This window comes from Paenibacillus sp. FSL R5-0470, assembly GCF_037975205.1.
GTDB lineage: Bacteria > Bacillota > Bacilli > Paenibacillales > Paenibacillaceae > Paenibacillus_AQ.
This window is the reverse complement of record NZ_CP150238.1, coordinates 4,597,773-4,617,419: the sequence shown is the minus strand read 5'-3', so window position 1 is coordinate 4,617,419 and position 19,647 is coordinate 4,597,773. Positions and strand designations below refer to the sequence as shown.

Sequence of the window (19,647 nt, the reverse complement as noted above, 5' to 3'; positions counted from 1 at the left end):
TCAACCAAAGGTTTTTTGTCCGTTTGATCATTTTTATATAAAGTCCTATGAATTTAAAGAAAATTCGATTGACAGTATATGAAAAATATGATGAAGTGAGAGATTGATACGATACTCTGAAGGAGTAAATATGACTACACAAAAATATAAAAATATGGTTGAAGAGCGGACCAAACAAACCCTCCAGGAATGGTCGGAACTGTCGGAAGTTAACGAGAAGGACATTTATCGTTTTTTGCATAATTTGAAAGGTACGGCAGGAACAGTGGGGTTACAAGAAGTTGAACAGTTTGCCGATGCAACGTTGCCCTATTTCATGGAAAGTAGCCTTAAGAGCTGGTCTATTGAAGAGTGGGGCGATTATTTGTATCCGCTTATTCCACTGTTTAACCAAGATTCATCGGTTTCTCTAGGTTCAGTTAAGACGTTAGACAAAAAAGGAAATGATGTTGCGCTCCCACATAATGATATTTTGCTTATTGATGATGATGTAGAATTAGTGGCTTATTTAAAAGAATCATTGGAGAAGCAGAACTATTATGTAAGCATAGCCTTATCCGCTGAACGAGGTCTCAAGATTTTTTACGAAACCAAACCGGATCTAATTCTTCTGGATATTCTTTTGCCTGATATCAGCGGAATTGAGGTCTTGAATCAAATTATCGGCAAAGCCAAAAAAGAACGTATTCCAATCATCATTATAAGTGGGGAGTACTCCAAAGCAACTCAACTGCATGCGTATAGGCTGGGTGTGATGGATTTTTTATCGAAGCCTGTAGATATTGATTTATTTCTGGCTTTGATTAAAAACCGCTTTGAGTTAAAGCGGGAGTGGCAGGAATCCATCATTGTGGATGAATTGACGGGTGCGTTTAATCGAAAACACTTTAATCAAGTGATGAAGCAGCTGATTTGCGATTTTAAGCGCACGGAACGGGTGTTTTCTTTAGCACTGATTGATCTGGACTATTTCAAAAAGATTAATGATACATATGGTCATCTAATCGGAGATGAGGTATTACAGTCCTTGTCTGAGCTTGTAAAGGGTTCGATTCGTATGGAAGATACCTTTTGCCGCTTCGGTGGAGAAGAGTTTGCTGTGTTCCTGCCAAATACGGATGCAAGTTCTGCATTGACAGTAATAAACCGTATTCAGGAGCAATTTGCTGCCACCGACTTTTTTGCAAAGAATGAAGTCTTTCATGTGACATTCTCGAGTGGGATATCAGAGGTAACAGAAGCTGAGAATATTGCCGATAAAATTGTAGAAGAAGCAGACCAAGCTCTCTATGCCAGCAAAGATGCCGGAAGGAATCAGACTACACTCTACACGGACCATTTATCGTCGACTAAAAAGCATTCGGTTCTAAATGTAATTGTTGTGGATGATGATGCGTTGATTCGAAAAATAGTGACTCATCAGATTGATACTTGGGAGCCGGAGGATATTGCTGAGGTGAATATCAGCAGTTATGCGAATGGGCTGGATTTCTTGCAATCGGATTGGTATTCCATAGATGAGAAATATATTATTCTACTGGATGGTGTGATGCCGGATCTTGATGGCGTTGAAGTCCTGGAAAGAATTCGCAAGACGTATCCGGAAGTGAATATATTAGTGATTATGCTGACAGGGAGAAATAATCAGGCGGATATTGTACATGCCCTGCAGATGGGTGCCGATGATTATGTAGTAAAACCTGTCCATATGCCTGAGCTGTTGTCCCGAATGGAACGGTTGGCTCATAGATTTTTGTTCTAACACGAAGGGAATTGTGCGAATATGCAAAAAATAATGGTAGTGGATGATGAAGAAGTATTACGGATGTTAATCGAGGATACATTGGAAGATTTGGAGAATGTTGAGATTCACACAGCGGAGAATGGGTTGGAAGCTCTAACTAAGCTGTCTACGGATCCTTATGATTTGGTGATTCTGGATTATATGATGCCAGAAATGACAGGGATTGAAGTGCTTCAGCAGCTGGATGAGGAGAAAAAGAAAACTACAGCTATATTAATGTTAACGGCCAAAGCTCAAGATGTAGATCGAATTCGAGCAGTTGAAGCAGGTGCGCGTTACTTCATGCCGAAACCATTTAGTCCGATGGAACTCTTGCAGATTGTGGAGGGGATCCTGAGTGGTGAAGAAAAGTAACGCTAATCACAGCATCAAAAATAAATATTTCCGCATCATTGTATTAGTGTTTTCTTTAATCATTCTTATGGGAACTGTTTTTTTTATTTTCATAAACTATGAGCAAGATGAATTAAGTAGAGAACGTGAAAGTTTGCAGTATAAAGCAGACACGATCAGTGAGATGGCGAGCACGTTAAATGAGGTGTTTTTCCGAGCTAGGGGATTCACTTTGCTTAAGGACGAGAATGAATTAAAGCTCTTAAATGCAGCCTTAGTAAAATTTGATCAAATACTGGATACGTATTCTAATCTTAATTTATCCGCCGAAGAAGCCTTGTTTAGAGATGGTTTAAAATCATTTTATGTCCAGTATAAAAATAAAACCTTACCGGAAGCAATTCGGCTTGTCGTGGCTGATGATTATGCTGCTTTAAGAGTACTATCCGGAGATGGTATTACTAAATCAGTGAATGATTTTCTAACGTATACGAAAGAGTACAGACAGCGATCCGATGCAGCATTAAATACCATGGCTATGGATTATATTAAACGAGCTAACGAATTCACCTTTATCGCCTTCTTTTTTAGCACGATTATTCTACTGTTCTTTACCTTTATGATCTGGCGGATTCTTAAGAATTTGATTAATCCTATTTTGAAGCTGGAAGGGGCCACTCATTCCTTGGCTGCCGGTGAGGAAATTCTTCTCGGCAAGCTTAAGCATCAAGATGAAATTGGTCGGCTTTATAATGCATTTCTAAATATGGCCAGAAGTATTCAGGACAAAGAAGAAGAATTGATGATGCAGAATGAAGAGCTGCACGCGCAGCAAGATGAACTTCAGGATCAGCAGTATAGACTGCAACGTTCGCTTAGTGAAATAGAGAGTATGATGAAGGCACTCGATCAATCCTCAGCGGTGGGGATCCTTACAGATAAAGGAGTATTTACCTACGCGAATGATAATTTAAGCAAATATACCGGCTATAAAAATTCTGAAATTATCGGTTTTACCTATAAGTTATTTGAACTCTATAATATATCTAGAGAACAAATGCAGAAGATCTTCAACAAATTATATACGGGCGGGGTATGGAGCAATGAACTCCAGATTCTGACTAAAGACGGATTGCCAATCTGGATGCATCTGACTGTCGTGCCGTATCTGAACAATGAGGGTGTGATTTATCAGTACATTTTTATCGCGTATGATGTCACCTCTATGAAAAGTGTACAGCTGGAGCTAGCGGAAACGCTGAAGAATACAGAACAGACCAAAAAAATGCTTGAACTTAATAATCAGCTGAATCATGACATTACGTACACCTTAGATAAACATGAATTTGCAGATAAGTTTATTCAGTTCATGCATCACCTGTATTCATTTGATTCGAGTTTCTTCCTTCTTGTAAAAGATAAGATCGCGGCTGTTAAAGGGATTCCTCAGGAAAATGTAGACCGTTATCTCGATAATGAGAACAATGAAATGTTATATCGTTTGAAGACGGAAAAAACCTATCTGATTAAGCGTCTAGCTACGCAATCGGAACAGGGAATTTCTGCGAATGAGGTCTACTGTTATGATTTCTATACCACTGTTGTAAATGCAGAAGATGAGATTCTAGCTGTATTTTGCGGAACCCGGATTGGACATTCTTTCAGTAAAGAAGAGATTAATGAGGTTCAAGGAATGATGAACCGCGTAGCTCTGGCGATTGAACGTTTATTCATGTACGAAGAGATTGAACATGGGCGAAAGCTGAACCGCGATATCGTGAATAACGTAAACGAAGGCATTCAGTTCGTGAGTACAGAAGGCGTGATGCTTCAGATGAATAAGGCGCTGTGCAACATCGTTAACTATGACTGGATTGAAGGTACACTGACTCCTAGAAAAGAATGGATGGATTATTTCATCGAACGCTCGAATGAGAACCATGAGCTTCGGTCGTTTTTTGAACAGGCAATCTCTGAGGATGCTCTGGAGTCCAGCAGTATGCAATACTCCATTGGAACGGAATCCAAGAAGCATATTGATGTTTATGCGATTCCTGTTTTCCGCCGGGAGCTTAGAATTGGTACATTGTTTGTATATAGAGATATCACTAGGGAGTACGAGCTGGATCTTATGAAATCTGATCTTGTCAGTACGGTAAGTCATGAGCTGAGAACGCCATTGTCGAGTGTATTAGGATTCACGGAACTGCTATTGTCCAAAACCATGAAGCCTGAGAAGCAGCTGAAGTATTTGGAGACGATTCATAAGGAAGCGAAGCGGTTGACTGAGCTTATTAATGATTTTCTGGATCTGCAGAGAATGGAGTCAGGGAAGCAGCAGTATATCACGGAGCATGTAAATCTTAGTGAAATTGTCCTTGGGGTTATCGATCAATATAAACTTAGTAGCACACATCATGTGCTATTGGTGGATGAGGCTCTGAATGCGGAGGTAGATGTGGACAAGGATAAGATCGTCCAAGTTCTAACGAATTTGTTAAGTAATGCGATCAAGTTCTCACCCTCTAACAATGAAGTGAAGGTACTGCTGCATAATGAGCCGGATCATATTATTGTGCGTATCCAGGATAATGGTCTGGGCATTCCAAAGGATCAAATCGGACAGCTATTCCAAAAATTCAGACGAGTGGACAACAGCGCCTCCAAAAGAATTGGTGGAACAGGTCTCGGTCTTGCCATCTGTAAAGAAATTATTGAGAAACAAAAGGGAACCATCGGTATTGATTCGGTAGAGGGTGAAGGGACAACCGTTTGGTTTAGCCTTCCAATCCTTAATGCAGAAGCAAGCCGGCAGCAAGATGAGCTGAATAAATGGAATGCCGATAAAGAGCTCAAACCTAATGTAATGATTGTTGAAGATGATTATAGTCTTTCGTTGCTTTTATCAGAAGAGCTAAAAGGGAAGGGGTTCCGTGTTACCCATCACTATCATCCACAGCAAGCTTTTGATCAGGCCTTGAAAACACCATTTGTTGCGATCGTGGTTGATTTGATGCTTGGTGAAGAACTGGACGGCTGGGATTTGATCCGAATGCTAAAAGAGGATTCGAGAACAGAGAATATTCCGATTGTTATCTCTTCTGCTCTGGATCAATCAGATAAGAACCAACTGAATGATGTGATACAGAAGTATTTAACGAAGCCTTATCCGCCAGGTGAGTTATCGAATACGCTTGAAGAGATTGTGAAGATAAAGACAGGGGTAGGCGAGGTATTATTTCCCGAAAGTAAGAAGGATTTATAGTTTTTATTTATCACAATATTTTATAAATAGTATCATTTTTTATAATGAAACCGATCAAAACAGGGCAAATCATACTGTTTTGATCGGTTTTTACGTACTTTATTGATACTTTTTCAATAATTAACAATTTTTAGGTGAAAATGACTTCATTGATCGTTTACAAATATTGTGATAGCCTGATTTTATGAGGTTCTAAAAAAGGCTCAGATAAATTCAATTGAGGCACGGATCATAACCAGATTTCATGTTTAGGAGAGGTGGATATTGTTGCAACTACAGGTAACGAACAGTCCTTTTAACGAGAACCAAGTCGAGCTTCTCAATCGTCTTCTACCAACCTTAACGGAGACGCAGCAAATATGGCTTAGTGGATTTTTGTCCGCGATTGGACGTACTACGGCGGCAGCGCCAGCAGGTGCTGAACTTCAAGTGCCATCGAATACGATTGGAAACACAGAGGTTGGCACTTCCGTAACGAGCCAACCAGCAGCCTCACGGGAAGTGACCATATTATTTGGTTCGCAAACGGGGAATTGCCAGAGACTTGCGGGGAGCTTGTCCCGCAAGCTGGAAGAGCAAGGGTTTCAGGTCACACTCTCCGCGATGAACAATTTCAAACCTACAGCGCTTAAAAAGGTTGAGAATCTACTTCTATTGGTGAGTACTCATGGAGAAGGTGAACCACCTGATAATGCAAGGATTTTTCATGAATTTCTTTACAGTAAAAGAGCTCCTCAATTAGAGAACCTGCGGTTTTCAGTTCTGGCTCTGGGAGACACCTCTTATGAATTTTTCTGTCAGACGGGTAAAGAGTTCGATCAGAGGTTAGAGGAGCTTGGTGGTAAGCGCCTAAGTCCACGTGTAGATTGTGATCTCGATTATGACGATTCCGTTGCCGAATGGTTTGAAGGTGTAATTGGTGCATTAAATGCAGATTTAAATGCTCCAGCCATTGCTGCAAAAGCGGTTCAAGCCGCGGAGGACGCAGAGTCACAAGAACCTCTATATACTCGTAATAATCCTTTTAAGGCAGAGGTACTGGAGAATCTGAATTTGAACGGACGCGGTTCGGACCGGGAGACTCGCCATTTGGAACTATCGCTTGAAGGCTCTAATATACAGTTTGAACCTGGGGATGCACTGGGAGTATACCCAGAGAATCATCCTGAACTGGTGGACGCTATTATTCATACTATGGGCTGGAATCCTAATGATAAGGTTCCGTTTAATAAGAAAGGTGATGAAGGAGCCTTACGTGAGGCACTTCTGCATCATTATGAAATCACTGTATTGACCAAACCTTTGCTGGAGCAAGCGGCAAAGCTGTCTGCTTCAAACAAGCTGAGTGAGTTATTAGCTCCAGACCGTGCTCCGGAGCTTAAAGCGTATATTCAAGGACGCGATCTACTCGATTTGATCCAGGACTTCTCACCGTGGGAAGGTCCAGCCAGCAGTTTTGTGACGATTTTGCGGAAGCTTCCTGCACGGCTATATTCTATCGCTAGCAGTTATAAAGCTAACCCGGATGAGGTTCATCTAACCGTCAGAGCTGTACGTTATGAGGCTCATGGTAGGGAACGTTACGGAGTCTGCTCAGTGCATTGCGCAGAAAGAGTAGAGCCGGGAGATACATTGCCTATTTACATTCAGCATAATCCTAACTTTAAGCTGCCGACTAATCCGGAAGCACCGATCATCATGATCGGACCAGGCACAGGTGTTGCACCATTCCGCTCTTTCCTAGAGGAACGTGGGGAGCTGGGAGCGGAAGGAAAATCTTGGCTGTTCTATGGGGATCGGCATTTTGTAACTGATTTCCTGTATCAGACTGATTGGCAGAGAATGCTAAAGGATGGCGTTCTAAGCAAGCTGGATGTCGCCTTCTCACGTGATACCGAAGAGAAAGTATATGTACAACATCGCATTTTACAAAAGAGTCGTGAGGTTTATGAATGGCTGCAAGAAGGTGCTCATATCTACGTTTGCGGTGACGAGAAGTACATGGCGCATGATGTTCATTCTGCACTGCTTACGATAATTCAGAGTGAGGGCGGACTGAGCCCTGAAGCGGCAGCGGCTTATCTGGAAGATATGCAACAGACGCAGCGTTACCAGCGTGATGTCTATTAATGGATAGATGGAGTTATCGAATGACTTCGGGGGGAGATAACAACAATGGCAAACAATGAGAAGGTTAAGCCGATCGGCGGGCCTCCAAGTGATGTTGAGCATATTAAATCGGAGAGTAACTATCTGCGGGGTGCATTAGTTGAGACACTAAGCAATCCGATTACGGGTGGTCTACCTGAAGATGATAATCGGCTGCTTAAATTTCACGGAAGCTATATGCAGGATGACAGAGATTTGCGCAATGAACGGGAACGTCAGAAGCTGGAGCCAGCATTCCAGTTTATGCTTCGCGTAGTTGCCCCAGGTGGTGTAGCTACACCGGAACAATGGCTGGTGATGGATGATCTGGCACAGAAGTATGGTAACGGAACCTTACGTCTGACTACAAGACAGGCATTTCAAATGCATGGCGTTCTCAAATGGAACTTAAAAAAGACCATTCGAAGCATCAATGATACGCTAATGACAACCCTTGCAGCTTGTGGGGATGTCAACCGTAACGTAATGAGCAATCCGAATCCTTATCAATCTGAGGTGCATGCAGAAGTCTATGAATGGGCGCGCAAAGTTAGTGATCATCTATCCCCACGTACTCCCGCTTACCATGAAATTTGGCTAGACGGTGAAAAGGTAGTGGATAGTTTAGGAGATCGGGCAGAAGTTGAACCGATCTATGGTCCGGTATATTTACCGCGTAAATTCAAGATTGGTCTTGCGGTGCCTCCTTCAAATGACGTAGATGTGTTCTCGCAGGATCTAGGCTTCATCGCTATTCTTGAGAATGATAAGCTGGTAGGGTTCAACGTTTCTGTAGGCGGCGGTATGGGAATGACGCATGGCGATACCAGCACGTATCCTCAGCTTGGCCGTATCATTGGTTTTTGCCGTCCTGATCAATTGATTGATGTAGCGGAGAAGACAGTAACGATTCAGCGAGACTATGGAAATCGTTCTGTTCGCAAAAATGCACGGTTCAAGTATACGATTGACCGCCACGGTCTGGAATGGTTTGTCGATGAGCTGCATGAAAGACTCGGATGGCAGCTTGAGGCGGCACGTGAGTACCATTTCGACCATAATGGAGACCGCTATGGCTGGGTGAAGGGTACCAATGGAAAATGGAATTTGACGCTTTATATCCAAAGCGGACGGATTCATGACCAAGAAGGGTACACATTGATGACTGGACTGCGGGAAATTGCCAAGATTCATACCGGGGATTTCCGGCTTACGCCGAATCAGAATTTAACGATTGCTAACGTAACCACTGCCAAAAAGCGAAAAGTGGCTGAGCTGGCTAAACAGCATGGACTTACGGACGGAGCTCATCTGTCTGCGCTACGACGCAGTTCGATGTCTTGTGTGGCGCTACCAACCTGCGGACTTGCAATGGCTGAAGCAGAACGTTATTTGCCTTCGTTGATTGATAAGCTAGAGCTTGTCCTTGATGAAGCTGGTCTACGCGATGAGGAAATCGTGATCCGGATGACAGGCTGTCCTAATGGGTGTGCAAGACCGGCACTAGGCGAAATCTCGTTTATTGGTAAAGGTCCAGGCAGATATAATATGTACTTGGGAGCAGGTTTTACGGGAGATCGCTTGAACAAAATGTATAAAGAAAACATAGATGAAAAAGAAATTCTGGAGACGCTGGAGCCAATTCTTCATCGTTATTCAAAAGAACGTCTGCATAGCGAGCATTTTGGAGATTTCGTGATCCGTGCAGGTTATGTCAAAGCGGTTTCGTCAGGTCTTAATTTTCATGACTAATCTAATTTAGACTGAAATGGGTGTCCCAGAGCCTGCATTATGGCTGCTGGGACACCTCTTTGTTGGTTGGCCTAACCCTAACCACATTTTTATAAGAATAAGGGGAGTTTTTTAGTTTCAGACAGGAATAAATATTTTTTTTGCTTAATGATTTGGATTTCTCGTGTTTTTCTTTCATAATATAAAGGGGAAACTAAATACAAAAGAAGAGCCATTGCCCGAGAGTGATGTGTTCTGTACAGAAGAGGCGATATTATGATTATCATGAAAACGATGGAAGAAATCGAAAAAATGCGTGCGGCGGGAAAAATTCTCGCTGAATGTCATCGTCAAATTGCGCAAATTCTACAGCCGGGAATTACTACCTGGGAGATTGATGAATTTGCAGAAAAATTTATACTGTCTCAAGGAGCAACTCCTGAGCAAAAGGGATATAACGGATATCCGTACGCAACTTGTGCCTCTGTAAATGATGTAATCTGCCACGGATTTCCGAAAAAGGAACCACTTAAAGATGGAGATATAGTAACCATAGACATGGTAGTTAACTTAGATGGCTGGTTGGCAGATTCCGCTTGGTCATATGGGATTGGCAACATTAGTGAGCAGGCGACTAAATTGCTAGACACCACAAAGGAATCTTTATTCCGTGGTATCGAGCAGGCAGTTGCAGGCAACCGTATCGGGGATGTCGCTCATGCTATTCAAGTTTACGCAGAGTCTAATGGTTTTTCAGTTGTGCGTGATTTTATTGGCCATGGGATTGGTTCAGAAATGCATGAAGCACCAGAAGTACCTCACTATGGTCCGGCTGGCAGAGGACCTCGTCTTAAAGAGGGGATGGTATTTACCATTGAACCGATGCTGAACACAGGCAGCTACAGAACAAAAATTGATGCGGATGGTTGGACTGCACGTACCATTGACGGCGGTCTGTCAGCACAGTATGAACATACATTAGCTATCACCCCTCAAGGAACTATTATTCTGACTGAACTATAATTTAGGGTAGAAAATAGACCTGATTAGCTTCATCTTCTCATGATGTTGCTGATCAGGTCTATTTGTTGTTCAATTAATCAGTTAATCAGTAATGTTGCGAGTATAATATTCAATGATATCTTTTCGACGAATAATTCCGACAAACACGCCTTCTTTATCAATCACAGGAACAAAATTCTGATCTGCGGCGAGCGTCAGCATATCCTCCATTTCGGCATTTATGAGAACGCTCTCGTTATGAACATGCTTCTGGATATCGCTTACTGGAACTTCTCCTATATTGTCAAAAGTTAGACCTGCTGTGTTTTTCAGCTTCCACAATAGATCCCCTTCCGAAAGTGTTCCTACATATTTTCCTTCATTATCAATAATAGGGATAGCCGTATAATGGTGCTGCTCTAATTGTTCTAAGGCTTCCAGCATGGATAGTGAGTTAGTGATATAGGCAACTTGATCTTTAGGCAACAAAAAAGAGGATATTTCCATCGGCATGAACTCCTTTGTATTGAGATTTTTTTAGTTAGGCTACTTTTATTTAAACATACTTTTTGAAGGGATAGGTGTTTTAAATTTTATTATTTAATTATAGGTGAAAAGACCTATTTAATGATAGTCGTATTTTGTCGATTAAAGATAAGGTATATTATCCTAGAGTGGAGTTGTTCAGATGGCGTTATATCGTAGGCTTTCTTTAACGGTTAAATTTGTTCTGGTAGTAAGTTTAGTTATCATTGTTATCTTTTTCTTTAGTCTAATCGCGAATCTGCTTAATCTGCGAAGTGTGAGCATATCGAACGGTGAACTAGAGGCGGAAGTTGCTGGGCGAAGTTATGCGGAAACTATTCAGAATAGTATGGTAGACATAGAGTCGGCAGCAAAGGTATTCACAGAAGTACTGGTTGAATCAAGAGAACATCAAACTTTGAGTCGTGAAGAAGTTATTTCTACAATGAAATCGATGCTTGAGAATAGACCCGAGCTTTTTGCAATTAGTACAGTGTGGGAACCCAATGCCTTCGATCAAAATGATCAGGCTAATATCAATAAGACGCCATATGATGATGGTACGGGGCGTTTTATTCCTTATGTTCTTAGGAATCAAGGTTCAATAACGGTTGAACCCTTAAAGAATTACGATGTAGAAGGTGCGGGTGATTATTACCTTATACCTAAAAAAGAGAAAAAACCGATCTACATTGAACCCTATTCCTATGAGACGACTGGTGGGGCTATAGAGATGATTTCGGTTATGCTGCCCATTTTGGACAAATCGGGCACTTTTCTTGGGACGGTAGGATTTGATGTTTCGTTATCAAAGCTCCAGGAGGATGCTGAGAAATATAAACCTATGGGTGGATACGTTTCTCTAGTCACGGGTAATGGTAAATATGCAGCTAATCCTAATGATCCAGAAAGTGTACTTAAAGATTTCGGTGATACGGAAGAGAAAGCTGCACTGTGGAGACAAGTGAAGAATGGGAAGTCGGTTCAGGGGTACACCAATAATTCGAAAGGAGAAAATGTACTTCGTATTTTTGTTCCGATTCCACTGCCAGAAAGCGATCAGGTATGGTATACGCAGACTGCGATTCCTAAAGCTACAATCATGGCTGATTACGAACAAACGAAAACAGAATCATTTATTATCATGATTGTTGGGATGCTGATTCTAGGAATAGTTATAGTCTTACAATTATGGTTAATGGTGATCAAACCGCTTCGAGTATTATCTGAGAAATTGCAGCTTATGGCTCAAGGGGACTTAACACAAACATTGCAGGTTCGAAATGATGATGAATTCGGTAAGATGTCTTCACATTTTAATCAGATGACATATAAGCTTCGAGAAATGTTTGGACTTGTGGCTGATTTATCGATGTCAGTGGGTGCTACTTCTGAAGAGTTGACAGCGAACGCGGAACAGACAGGGAAAGCTGCTGAACAGATTGCTGTGGCTATTGGACGAGTCGCCGAGGGAGCGCAACTGCAGAATGGTTATGCAGGAGAATCTTCTCTGGCCATGAGCGATCTTAGCATTGGAGTGCAACGTATCGCTGACTCTTCATCAGCGGTGTCTGCATCTGCAGACGAAGTAACCGATCAAACGAAGAGAGGCAGTGCACAGCTTCAAATGGCGGTGAACCAGATGACAGAGCTTAAGCAATCCGTGGACGAGACCAGTCTGGCGATTGAACGACTAGGTGAAAGATCTGTACAGATTAGTGGGATTATTGGTCTGATCTCAAATATTAGTAAGCAGACTAATCTATTGGCATTAAACGCAGCAATTGAAGCATCCAGAGTGGGTGAACAAGGTCGTGGATTTGCTGTAGTAGCTTCGGAAATACGGATGTTGGCGGATCAAACGAAACAAGCTGCCGAACAAGTTACTGAATTAGTCGAACATGTGGTCCAAGATACTAATCAAGCCTCACAGGCTATGGCTGTTGGTAATGAGCAAGTACGTATCGGTGTGCAGGGTGTATCTGACAGTGATCTTTTGTTTACATCGATTCTTGCTGAAATGACACAGGTTACAGATCAGATTCAGGAAGTATCTGCAGCTGCACAGCAGATGACTGCTGGTACAGAGCAAATTTCAGCTAGTGTAAAAGTATTAGCCGAACTTGCATCAGAAGCGTCCGCAGATTCACAAAGTGTAGCAGCAGCCTCAGAGGAGCAGCTTGCTTCTATGGAAGAAATCTCAGCTTCGACGGAATCTCTCAGCTCAATGGTGCAAGATTTGCTGGACAAATTGTCTTATTTTAAAATTTAAACTGATGTGATATCGTGATTACAGGTGGGAAACCCTGTCCTTTTCTAAAGGATTAGGGTTTTTCCATTTATTACATAATCTAAAAGGTATCTACATGCCATCGGATGTGCTATAATCAATATATCGAAAGTAGTTACCTGCTAATTCACATAGCGTAGAGGGTTATTCTTAAGATGACAATAACCTTGTACCATATGTGAATTTTTATTTTTTTAGAGATTTTGTAAGAGATTTTTTTGGGATAAGAATAACATGTAAATTAAAAAAAGGTGGTAATTAAATTATGCAAACAGGAACAGTGAAATGGTTTAACGCAGACAAAGGCTTTGGTTTTATCGAGGTTGAAGGCGGAGAAGACGTATTCGTACATTTTAGCGCAATCACTGGTGACGGATTCAAATCTTTGGATGAAGGACAACGTGTAGAATTTAACGTAGTTCAAGGCAATCGTGGTCAACAAGCTGAGAATGTTGTAAAACTCTAAAGTTGTGAAAAAAATCCCCAAACTTATAGTTTGGGGATTTTTTTAAATATAAGAAATTATAAGTTTCACACAATACTTTATGTCTTATATTTCTCGCTTAGTAGAAAGGTGGCGGATGTAAGTGCAGGTGTTTGAAGACTGGAATTTAAAAGTGAAGAAAACCTTTAACGCTACAAGCAACAAAGAAGTATTGACTGTGTCTGAAGCCGGTAGCTTGCTTGGTCTGTCTAAAGATCAAATGAAAAGCTATGTAGACCAGCATAAGTTAACCAAAGTCCCAATTATGAGAAGTGTTGTCAGGTATCTTTTACTGAAAAGTGAAATCGATACGATCCTGAACAAAACCTAATGTAACCTCAATATACTTTGCAGACCCATCCTTGATAGGATGTGGTCTTTTTTTTGCCTCAAAAATTTCTTATAAAAAGAAACTTATCGATCCAATGATCGTCTATAATAATGGGATATTTAGGTAATGGAGGGTAGGCAGAAATAAAAAGTGATGTTCATTAATGGTGAGAAGTCGCATAAACAGAAAGGGTAATTCATTCAAATGAAAAATAAACAGAGCACTCATCCACCTGCTTCATTTGCTTTAAGTAGAATCGAGAAAAAGAAAGTGAAAAAGAATAAAATCAGCAAGAAAATGAAGATTTGGTATTTTTCGATCGCTACCTTACTTCTTGTTGGGCTGGGATCCTTTATTTTCCGTAAAGAACTAATGATTTTTGGGTTTAATAATGTTGTAGCACCAACTATTGAACACACCCTTGAAGAGTCCTATGTGCCGTTGGAAGACACTGAAGAATCTGGATTACAAGCAACGACGGAAAATAAAGACCGTCCTTTCTCTATCCTTCTACTAGGCACCGATCAGCGTGGCAAAGAAAACGGACTTTCTGATTCCATTATTTATACAGTTATTCGACCTGTAGACCATAAAGCACTGCTCGTCTCCATTCCCCGTGATTCATATACTGAAATTATTGGAGCAGAAAATATCAAAGGAGCACGAAAAGAAACCAAGATTAATGCAGCGCATTCCTACGGTGGTCCTCAGATGAGTGTGGATACCGTTAAGAATCTACTGAACGCACCTATTGATTACTATGCTACTATTAATTTTAATGGGCTTGTGGGTGTTACAGATGCGCTTGGAGGAGTGGTGCTTCCAATCACCAAGGTGATAGAGAATAAGAGCCCCGATCATGAGAAACTAAGAATTGAGCCGAACAAACCGATCTATTCCGGTAAGGAAGCTTTAATGTATGTAAGATATCGGGAAGATTCTGATTTTAAGCGAACAGAGAGACAACGGATTTTCCTAAAAGCAGCGCTTGATCGGATGAAAAGAATAGATAATATTCTTAATATACAGAACATTATTGAAATTGCTGGCAGTAACTTTAAAACCAATATGAAGTCAGATTTTATTTTGGATTTGGCTAAGAAGGTAATTCTTGAAGGTGGAACCCCTGAAATAACGAGTCATATGCTCCAAGGGGAAGGAAAACATACGGATCAATGGTATTATATACTCGATGAAAATGATGTAAAGCGTACCCATGATATGATTGAGATTTGGCTGAATCCAGAATCTACTGAGGCTGATCTAATAACTGCTTCTAAGGATGATGCTGCATAATATTTTTGCTATTCTATTTTATATTCACACGGAGGTTAGCTTCTATGGCAGTAAAATCAAAGGAGCAAATGATACTCGAATTTAAGTCTCTTATTCCATTCGTGAAATCATTAGAAGAGGTGCCAGATAAACATTGGGATAAGCCCATAGCTACTGGTAAATGGACCGTGAAGGATATTCTCTGTCACCTCATGCTCTGGGATAAATATTTCTATGAAGGCGCTATTAAGAAGATTATTTTGAAAGAACCACTAACAACGAAACATTTGGATTTTAACGAATTTAATGCTAATGCGATTGAGTATGCCAAATTGTTATCCAAGCAAACCTTGATTGAACAATTTGTGCTCTACAGATCTAGAATTTTAGATGCAGTCTCTGGATTAACGGATGAAGAATGTGATTTGGAATATAAGGATGGAGACCGCAAGAAGTTCAGTGTTCGCAAGTATATGAGAAGTTTTATTCCACATGATAAGCATCATAAAAAACAGATTGAACAATTTCTAAAATACATACAGCAAGGTTGAAAGTTTGCCTTTAATGGTTTAAGCTTTAGCGCGATTCTGAACCAATTTCATGGATTGGCGAATGAGTATTGGGCCGAACATGCTGCCGGCTGAGGCGGCTATAAAGGAATGTAAGGGAAACCTTATGGCAAAGTAAATGACCGTTCCAGCTACAAAGTCAATAAGAATGAATTTCTTGATCTCGGATAGTGGGATTGTAACGAATACAAATGATTCTTTATTTTTCAAGTGGTTGACCTCCTATTTGATAACGCAGCATATAAATCCACTGTTCATTCTATTTTGAGAACAAGATGTCCCATTCGAAATATTTAGACTAACGGCATAGAAGAGTAAAGGGTGAAGACTCGAATGGATAATCAGGATCATCAAAAAGAGCGGAAACCGCTATTATATATACAGACAGCAAATCATATTATGGAAGAAATAAGGAAGAGAAGGCTTCAGTCACATGATCTTGTCCCATCTGAAGGGGAAATTGCGAAGTTGTACGGTGTCAGTCGCATGACGGCGAAGCTTGCTCTGCAGATCTTGGAGAAAAAAGGGATCGTTTATCGCCATGCCCGTCGTGGGACATTCATATCCGCTGATTACCAGCATACACATTCCGGTGAACAGATGCTGGAGAAGGTGATCGAGGAGAAGAAACCGATACGAAGGATTGCATTGGTGATTCCTAATATGGATGATTATATTGGTAGAATAATTACTTCCGTCGAAAAAGAAGCGCGTGAAGCGAATTGTCATTTACTCATTCGAATGACTGGGGACAAAGAAGACGAAAGCATATGCTTGCAAGAGCTGTACGATGATCAAGTGGAGGGTATTATTTTATATCCGCGTGGGAGTATGCAGTGCAGTGAGAAAGTATTGGAGCTTAGTCTATTAAACTACCCTCTAGTTATCATTGATCGTATCTTTCGAGAGGTGCAGATTGACTGTGTCTACCATGATCATTACCAAGGGGCTTATAAAACCACCCAGTATTTGATTGAGAAAGGCCATCAGGAAATCGGATATCTTTCAATGGCATTTGATGGTGTGACGAGCAGGGAAGACCGGTATAGAGGTTATCTTCAAGCTATGCTGGATCATGATCTGCCGGTAAACAGCCGTAAAATTTACTTGAGCTGCTCAGAAGATTATATGCATCAGTTGAATGCTCCGAATGTGCAGTTGGCGCCGTTTTTAGGTAATAATTCCGCTTTAACGGCAGTCGTATGTGCAGACGACTATATCGCTGCATCATGCTTGTATACGGCAATCTCCATGCAAATATTGGTTCCGGATCATTTGTCTATCATAGGGTTTACCGACATTCAATTGGCGAGCTTGCTGCCGGTTCCATTAACTACAGCAAGACAAGCTACAGAGAAACTCGGACAAGCAGCTGTCCAGCGAGTTGTTAAACGGATGGATAATTCACGTGAAGGGGCGCTAACGATTAAGATTGATACCACCATCGTCGAGCGAAGCTCCGTTAGACCCAACGTTATTAAATAATTCGCTTGTAAATTAACTTTTGAGGCTCTTTCCCCACATTTTTGTGGAGGGAAGAGTTTTTTTATATCAGTGACATAAAATCGCGACATTGTATTTTTCATATTATTTAATGTTATTATTTCGGATTATTTGATTGTATAGATCAGTGACATATAATAATCTGAAAATAGATCGTTGGAAATTCCAGTTTTCTATAAGCCATAATCTAATGGAAGCAGGTCGGGAAAATGAATAACACTAAGAAGGTCCATGTTGTATTTAAAACGCATTTGGATATTGGGTTCACGAATTTGGCTGCGCATGTATTAAGACAATACATGGAAGAGTATATTCCGAAAGCGATCGCTTTGGCCGATACATTAGAGGCTGAAGGAGGCCGCGCGCAATTTGTATGGACGACTGGATCCTGGCTAATTCGTTATTATTTGGATCGCGCACCTGCTTCGGAAAGAGAAGCGATGGAGAAGGCAATTCGTAAAGGACATATAGTGTGGCATGGGTTACCGTTCACTACACATACAGAGCTTATGGATAAGGAGCTTTTCCGATACGGGCTAACGATCAGCCAAGAGCTTGATCAACAATTTGGAAAACAAACGATAGCCGCCAAAATGACGGATGTGCCAGGTCATACCCTGTCCATGGTTCCGTATATGCAGAAAGCAGGCATTCAGTATATGCATCTCGGAGTTAACCCAGCATCTATGCGTCCTGATGTACCAAAGCTGTTTCGCTGGCAGGCAGAGGATGGCAGCGAATTAATTGTGAACTATGCCGGAAGCTACGGAGAGCTGGTTGAGATTGAAGGGATCGACGATATATTGCTATTTGCGCATACAGGTGACAATTGTGGGCCGCCAAGTGCTGAGGAAATCGAAGAGCAGTTCCGTGAAATCCAAGAACGATACCCTGACGCTGAGATTATAGCGTCTTCACTAGATGCATTTGCAAGAAGTCTTATGCAAGTTCGCGAGCAGCTTCCTGTGGTTAGTGAAGAAATCGGTGATACTTGGATTCATGGTGCAGGGACAGATCCATTAAAACTTGCCAAGCTTCGCGAGCTTCAACGTTTGAGAAGCAAATGGCTGTCCGAAGGAAGCTTAGACGAGCATAGTACTGCCTATAAAGGGATGAGCAATGCTATGTTGATGGTAGCAGAGCATACATGGGGTTTAGACGTAAAGAAATGGCTTCCTGACTTTCGAAACTATGCGAAAAAAGATTTCAATGATGCTAGAATCAAGGACGAGATTGATGTAGACGATATTCCTGCGAAATTCAATTATATTGGTGCATTCGCCATGGATGAATTCGATAAACATTCTAGTGGTTTATTTGCCTCAGAACAGAGCGTCCGGAAGTATTCGATGATCGAACGTTCTTGGGCGGAGCAACGGGGCTATCTGGATCAGGCAATCGCATGCCTGGATAAAGATAAACAAGCGGAGGTGAAGGAAGCGTTCGGTAGGCTAGAGCCTACGAGGAAAGATTGTTCCGCTGATGCTGAGCAGGTTAGTGTCCAAGAGGTGTACGCGGTTGAGGGTTATAAACTGACCTTTGGTGTGAATGGCTCACTTGTTCATTTATCGGACGCTAATGAGAAAGTATGGGTAGACGAAAGCCATCCCTTCGGCGTTTACGCCTATGAGACGTTTGGAACGGAGGACTATGCCAGATACTTCCGTACCTATATGCAAAATTTAAGCTTCACCCATCCATGGTCTGATGCCGACTTTAATAAGCCTGGCTTTGAATTCGTTCGACCATTACCTAGCCATCAGCTATATGAGCCCATCGTGACTGATATGATGCGAGTAAACGGCAAACGGTTCTTGCTACGTTTACGCATGCCGGTACAAGCCTATGAATTATATGGTGCGCCGAAGGAACTTGAATTAGTGTATGATTTTGAGCATGAAGGTACGGTTGACGTATCACTGCAATGGTTCGGAAAAGAAGCGAACCGCCTTCCAGAAGCAAGCTGGTTCGGTTGTGCATTGAATGTCGATAATCCAAATCTTTGGATGATGGATAAGATGGGCTTGCCAGTCTCACCTTTGCGTGTAGTGAAGGACGGGAATCGTAATCTTCATGCCATTGGACGTGGCGTTAGTTATCAGGGGGCAGATGGGAGCGCCTTTATCGAAACCATGGATGCTGCTTTGGCTGCACCGGGTCAAAAAAGACTGCTACAATTTGATAATTCTTTTGTTTCTCTAGATAAAGGATGGCATTTTAATTTGCACAACAATATCTGGGGTACCAATTTCCCTATGTGGTACGGTGAAGATGCAGTATTTCGTTTTCGTCTAAATTTACAATCGAACCGTAAGTAAAATAATAGATGTACTTGTGACTGAAATGCACCCCTTAGAATAAACATTGGAAAAACCTCTGGGTCCGAT

At 41.5% G+C, this 19,647-nt stretch carries 15 protein-coding genes; 13 read left to right on the top strand and 2 right to left on the bottom strand.

Features of this window, described 5'->3' with window-relative positions; genetic code table 11:
* The first annotated feature begins 130 nt into the window (after positions 1–130).
* The 6 genes from MKY99_RS20435 (at position 131) to map (ending at position 10,304) form a co-directional block, all read left to right on the top strand.
* Positions 131–1,762, top strand: a complete 1,632-nt coding sequence (locus MKY99_RS20435) for a diguanylate cyclase (protein WP_339266077.1) — start codon at positions 131–133, stop codon at positions 1,760–1,762.
* A 21-nt stretch (positions 1,763–1,783) separates the two neighbouring features.
* Positions 1,784–2,158, top strand: coding sequence for a response regulator (locus MKY99_RS20430; protein WP_076284629.1), 375 nt, complete (start codon positions 1,784–1,786; stop codon positions 2,156–2,158).
* Entirely contained in the window at positions 2,145–5,402 is a 3,258-nt protein-coding gene (locus MKY99_RS20425) for an ATP-binding protein (RefSeq protein WP_339266075.1), read from the top strand. Before MKY99_RS20430 ends, MKY99_RS20425 begins: the two co-directional genes overlap by 14 nt.
* Before the next feature lie 267 nt (positions 5,403–5,669).
* A complete protein-coding gene (locus tag MKY99_RS20420; RefSeq protein WP_339271730.1) occupies positions 5,670–7,532 on the top strand; it encodes an assimilatory sulfite reductase (NADPH) flavoprotein subunit in 1,863 nt (620 codons plus the stop codon).
* Positions 7,533–7,577: 45 nt separating this feature from the next.
* Complete coding sequence (cysI, locus tag MKY99_RS20415) at positions 7,578–9,302, top strand: assimilatory sulfite reductase (NADPH) hemoprotein subunit (protein WP_339242568.1); 1,725 nt, start codon at positions 7,578–7,580, stop codon at positions 9,300–9,302.
* 255 nt (positions 9,303–9,557) lie between these two features.
* Positions 9,558–10,304, top strand: a complete 747-nt coding sequence (gene map / locus MKY99_RS20410; protein ID WP_042129378.1) for a type I methionyl aminopeptidase — start codon at positions 9,558–9,560, stop codon at positions 10,302–10,304.
* An 81-nt stretch (positions 10,305–10,385) separates the two neighbouring features.
* Here map and MKY99_RS20405 read toward each other — a convergent pair whose 3' ends face one another.
* Positions 10,386–10,790, bottom strand: a complete 405-nt coding sequence (locus MKY99_RS20405; RefSeq protein WP_042189973.1) for a CBS domain-containing protein — start codon at positions 10,788–10,790, stop codon at positions 10,386–10,388.
* A 181-nt stretch (positions 10,791–10,971) separates the two neighbouring features.
* Between MKY99_RS20405 and MKY99_RS20400 the strand changes: the two genes are divergently transcribed.
* The 5 genes from MKY99_RS20400 (at position 10,972) to MKY99_RS20380 (ending at position 15,739) form a co-directional block, all read left to right on the top strand.
* The gene (locus MKY99_RS20400) at positions 10,972–13,080 is read left to right on the top strand and encodes a methyl-accepting chemotaxis protein (protein ID WP_339266073.1); all 2,109 of its coding nucleotides are present in this window, start codon (positions 10,972–10,974) and stop codon (positions 13,078–13,080) included.
* Between the two features lie 283 nt (positions 13,081–13,363).
* Positions 13,364–13,564, top strand: a complete 201-nt coding sequence (locus MKY99_RS20395; RefSeq protein WP_036685790.1) for a cold-shock protein — start codon at positions 13,364–13,366, stop codon at positions 13,562–13,564.
* A gap of 121 nt (positions 13,565–13,685) precedes the next feature.
* Positions 13,686–13,913, top strand: a complete 228-nt coding sequence (locus MKY99_RS20390) for a helix-turn-helix domain-containing protein (RefSeq protein WP_042189969.1) — start codon at positions 13,686–13,688, stop codon at positions 13,911–13,913.
* 204 nt (positions 13,914–14,117) lie between these two features.
* Complete coding sequence (locus MKY99_RS20385) at positions 14,118–15,209, top strand: LCP family protein (protein ID WP_339242560.1); 1,092 nt, start codon at positions 14,118–14,120, stop codon at positions 15,207–15,209.
* Positions 15,210–15,253: 44 nt separating this feature from the next.
* Positions 15,254–15,739: a DinB family protein gene (locus tag MKY99_RS20380; protein ID WP_339266070.1), complete on the top strand. Its 486-nt coding sequence runs from the start codon at positions 15,254–15,256 to the stop codon at positions 15,737–15,739.
* An 18-nt stretch (positions 15,740–15,757) separates the two neighbouring features.
* Here the strand turns inward: MKY99_RS20380 and MKY99_RS20375 are convergent, their stop codons facing one another.
* A complete protein-coding gene (locus MKY99_RS20375; protein ID WP_042189964.1) occupies positions 15,758–15,967 on the bottom strand; it encodes a hypothetical protein in 210 nt (69 codons plus the stop codon).
* A gap of 123 nt (positions 15,968–16,090) precedes the next feature.
* Between MKY99_RS20375 and MKY99_RS20370 the strand changes: the two genes are divergently transcribed.
* The gene (locus tag MKY99_RS20370) at positions 16,091–17,242 is read left to right on the top strand and encodes a GntR family transcriptional regulator (RefSeq protein WP_339266068.1); all 1,152 of its coding nucleotides are present in this window, start codon (positions 16,091–16,093) and stop codon (positions 17,240–17,242) included.
* Positions 17,243–17,469: 227 nt separating this feature from the next.
* Positions 17,470–19,578 carry a DUF5054 domain-containing protein gene (locus MKY99_RS20365; protein ID WP_339266066.1) on the top strand — a complete coding sequence of 703 codons (2,109 nt, stop codon included), beginning with the start codon at positions 17,470–17,472 and terminating at the stop codon, positions 19,576–19,578.
* Positions 19,579–19,647 lie beyond the last annotated feature (69 nt).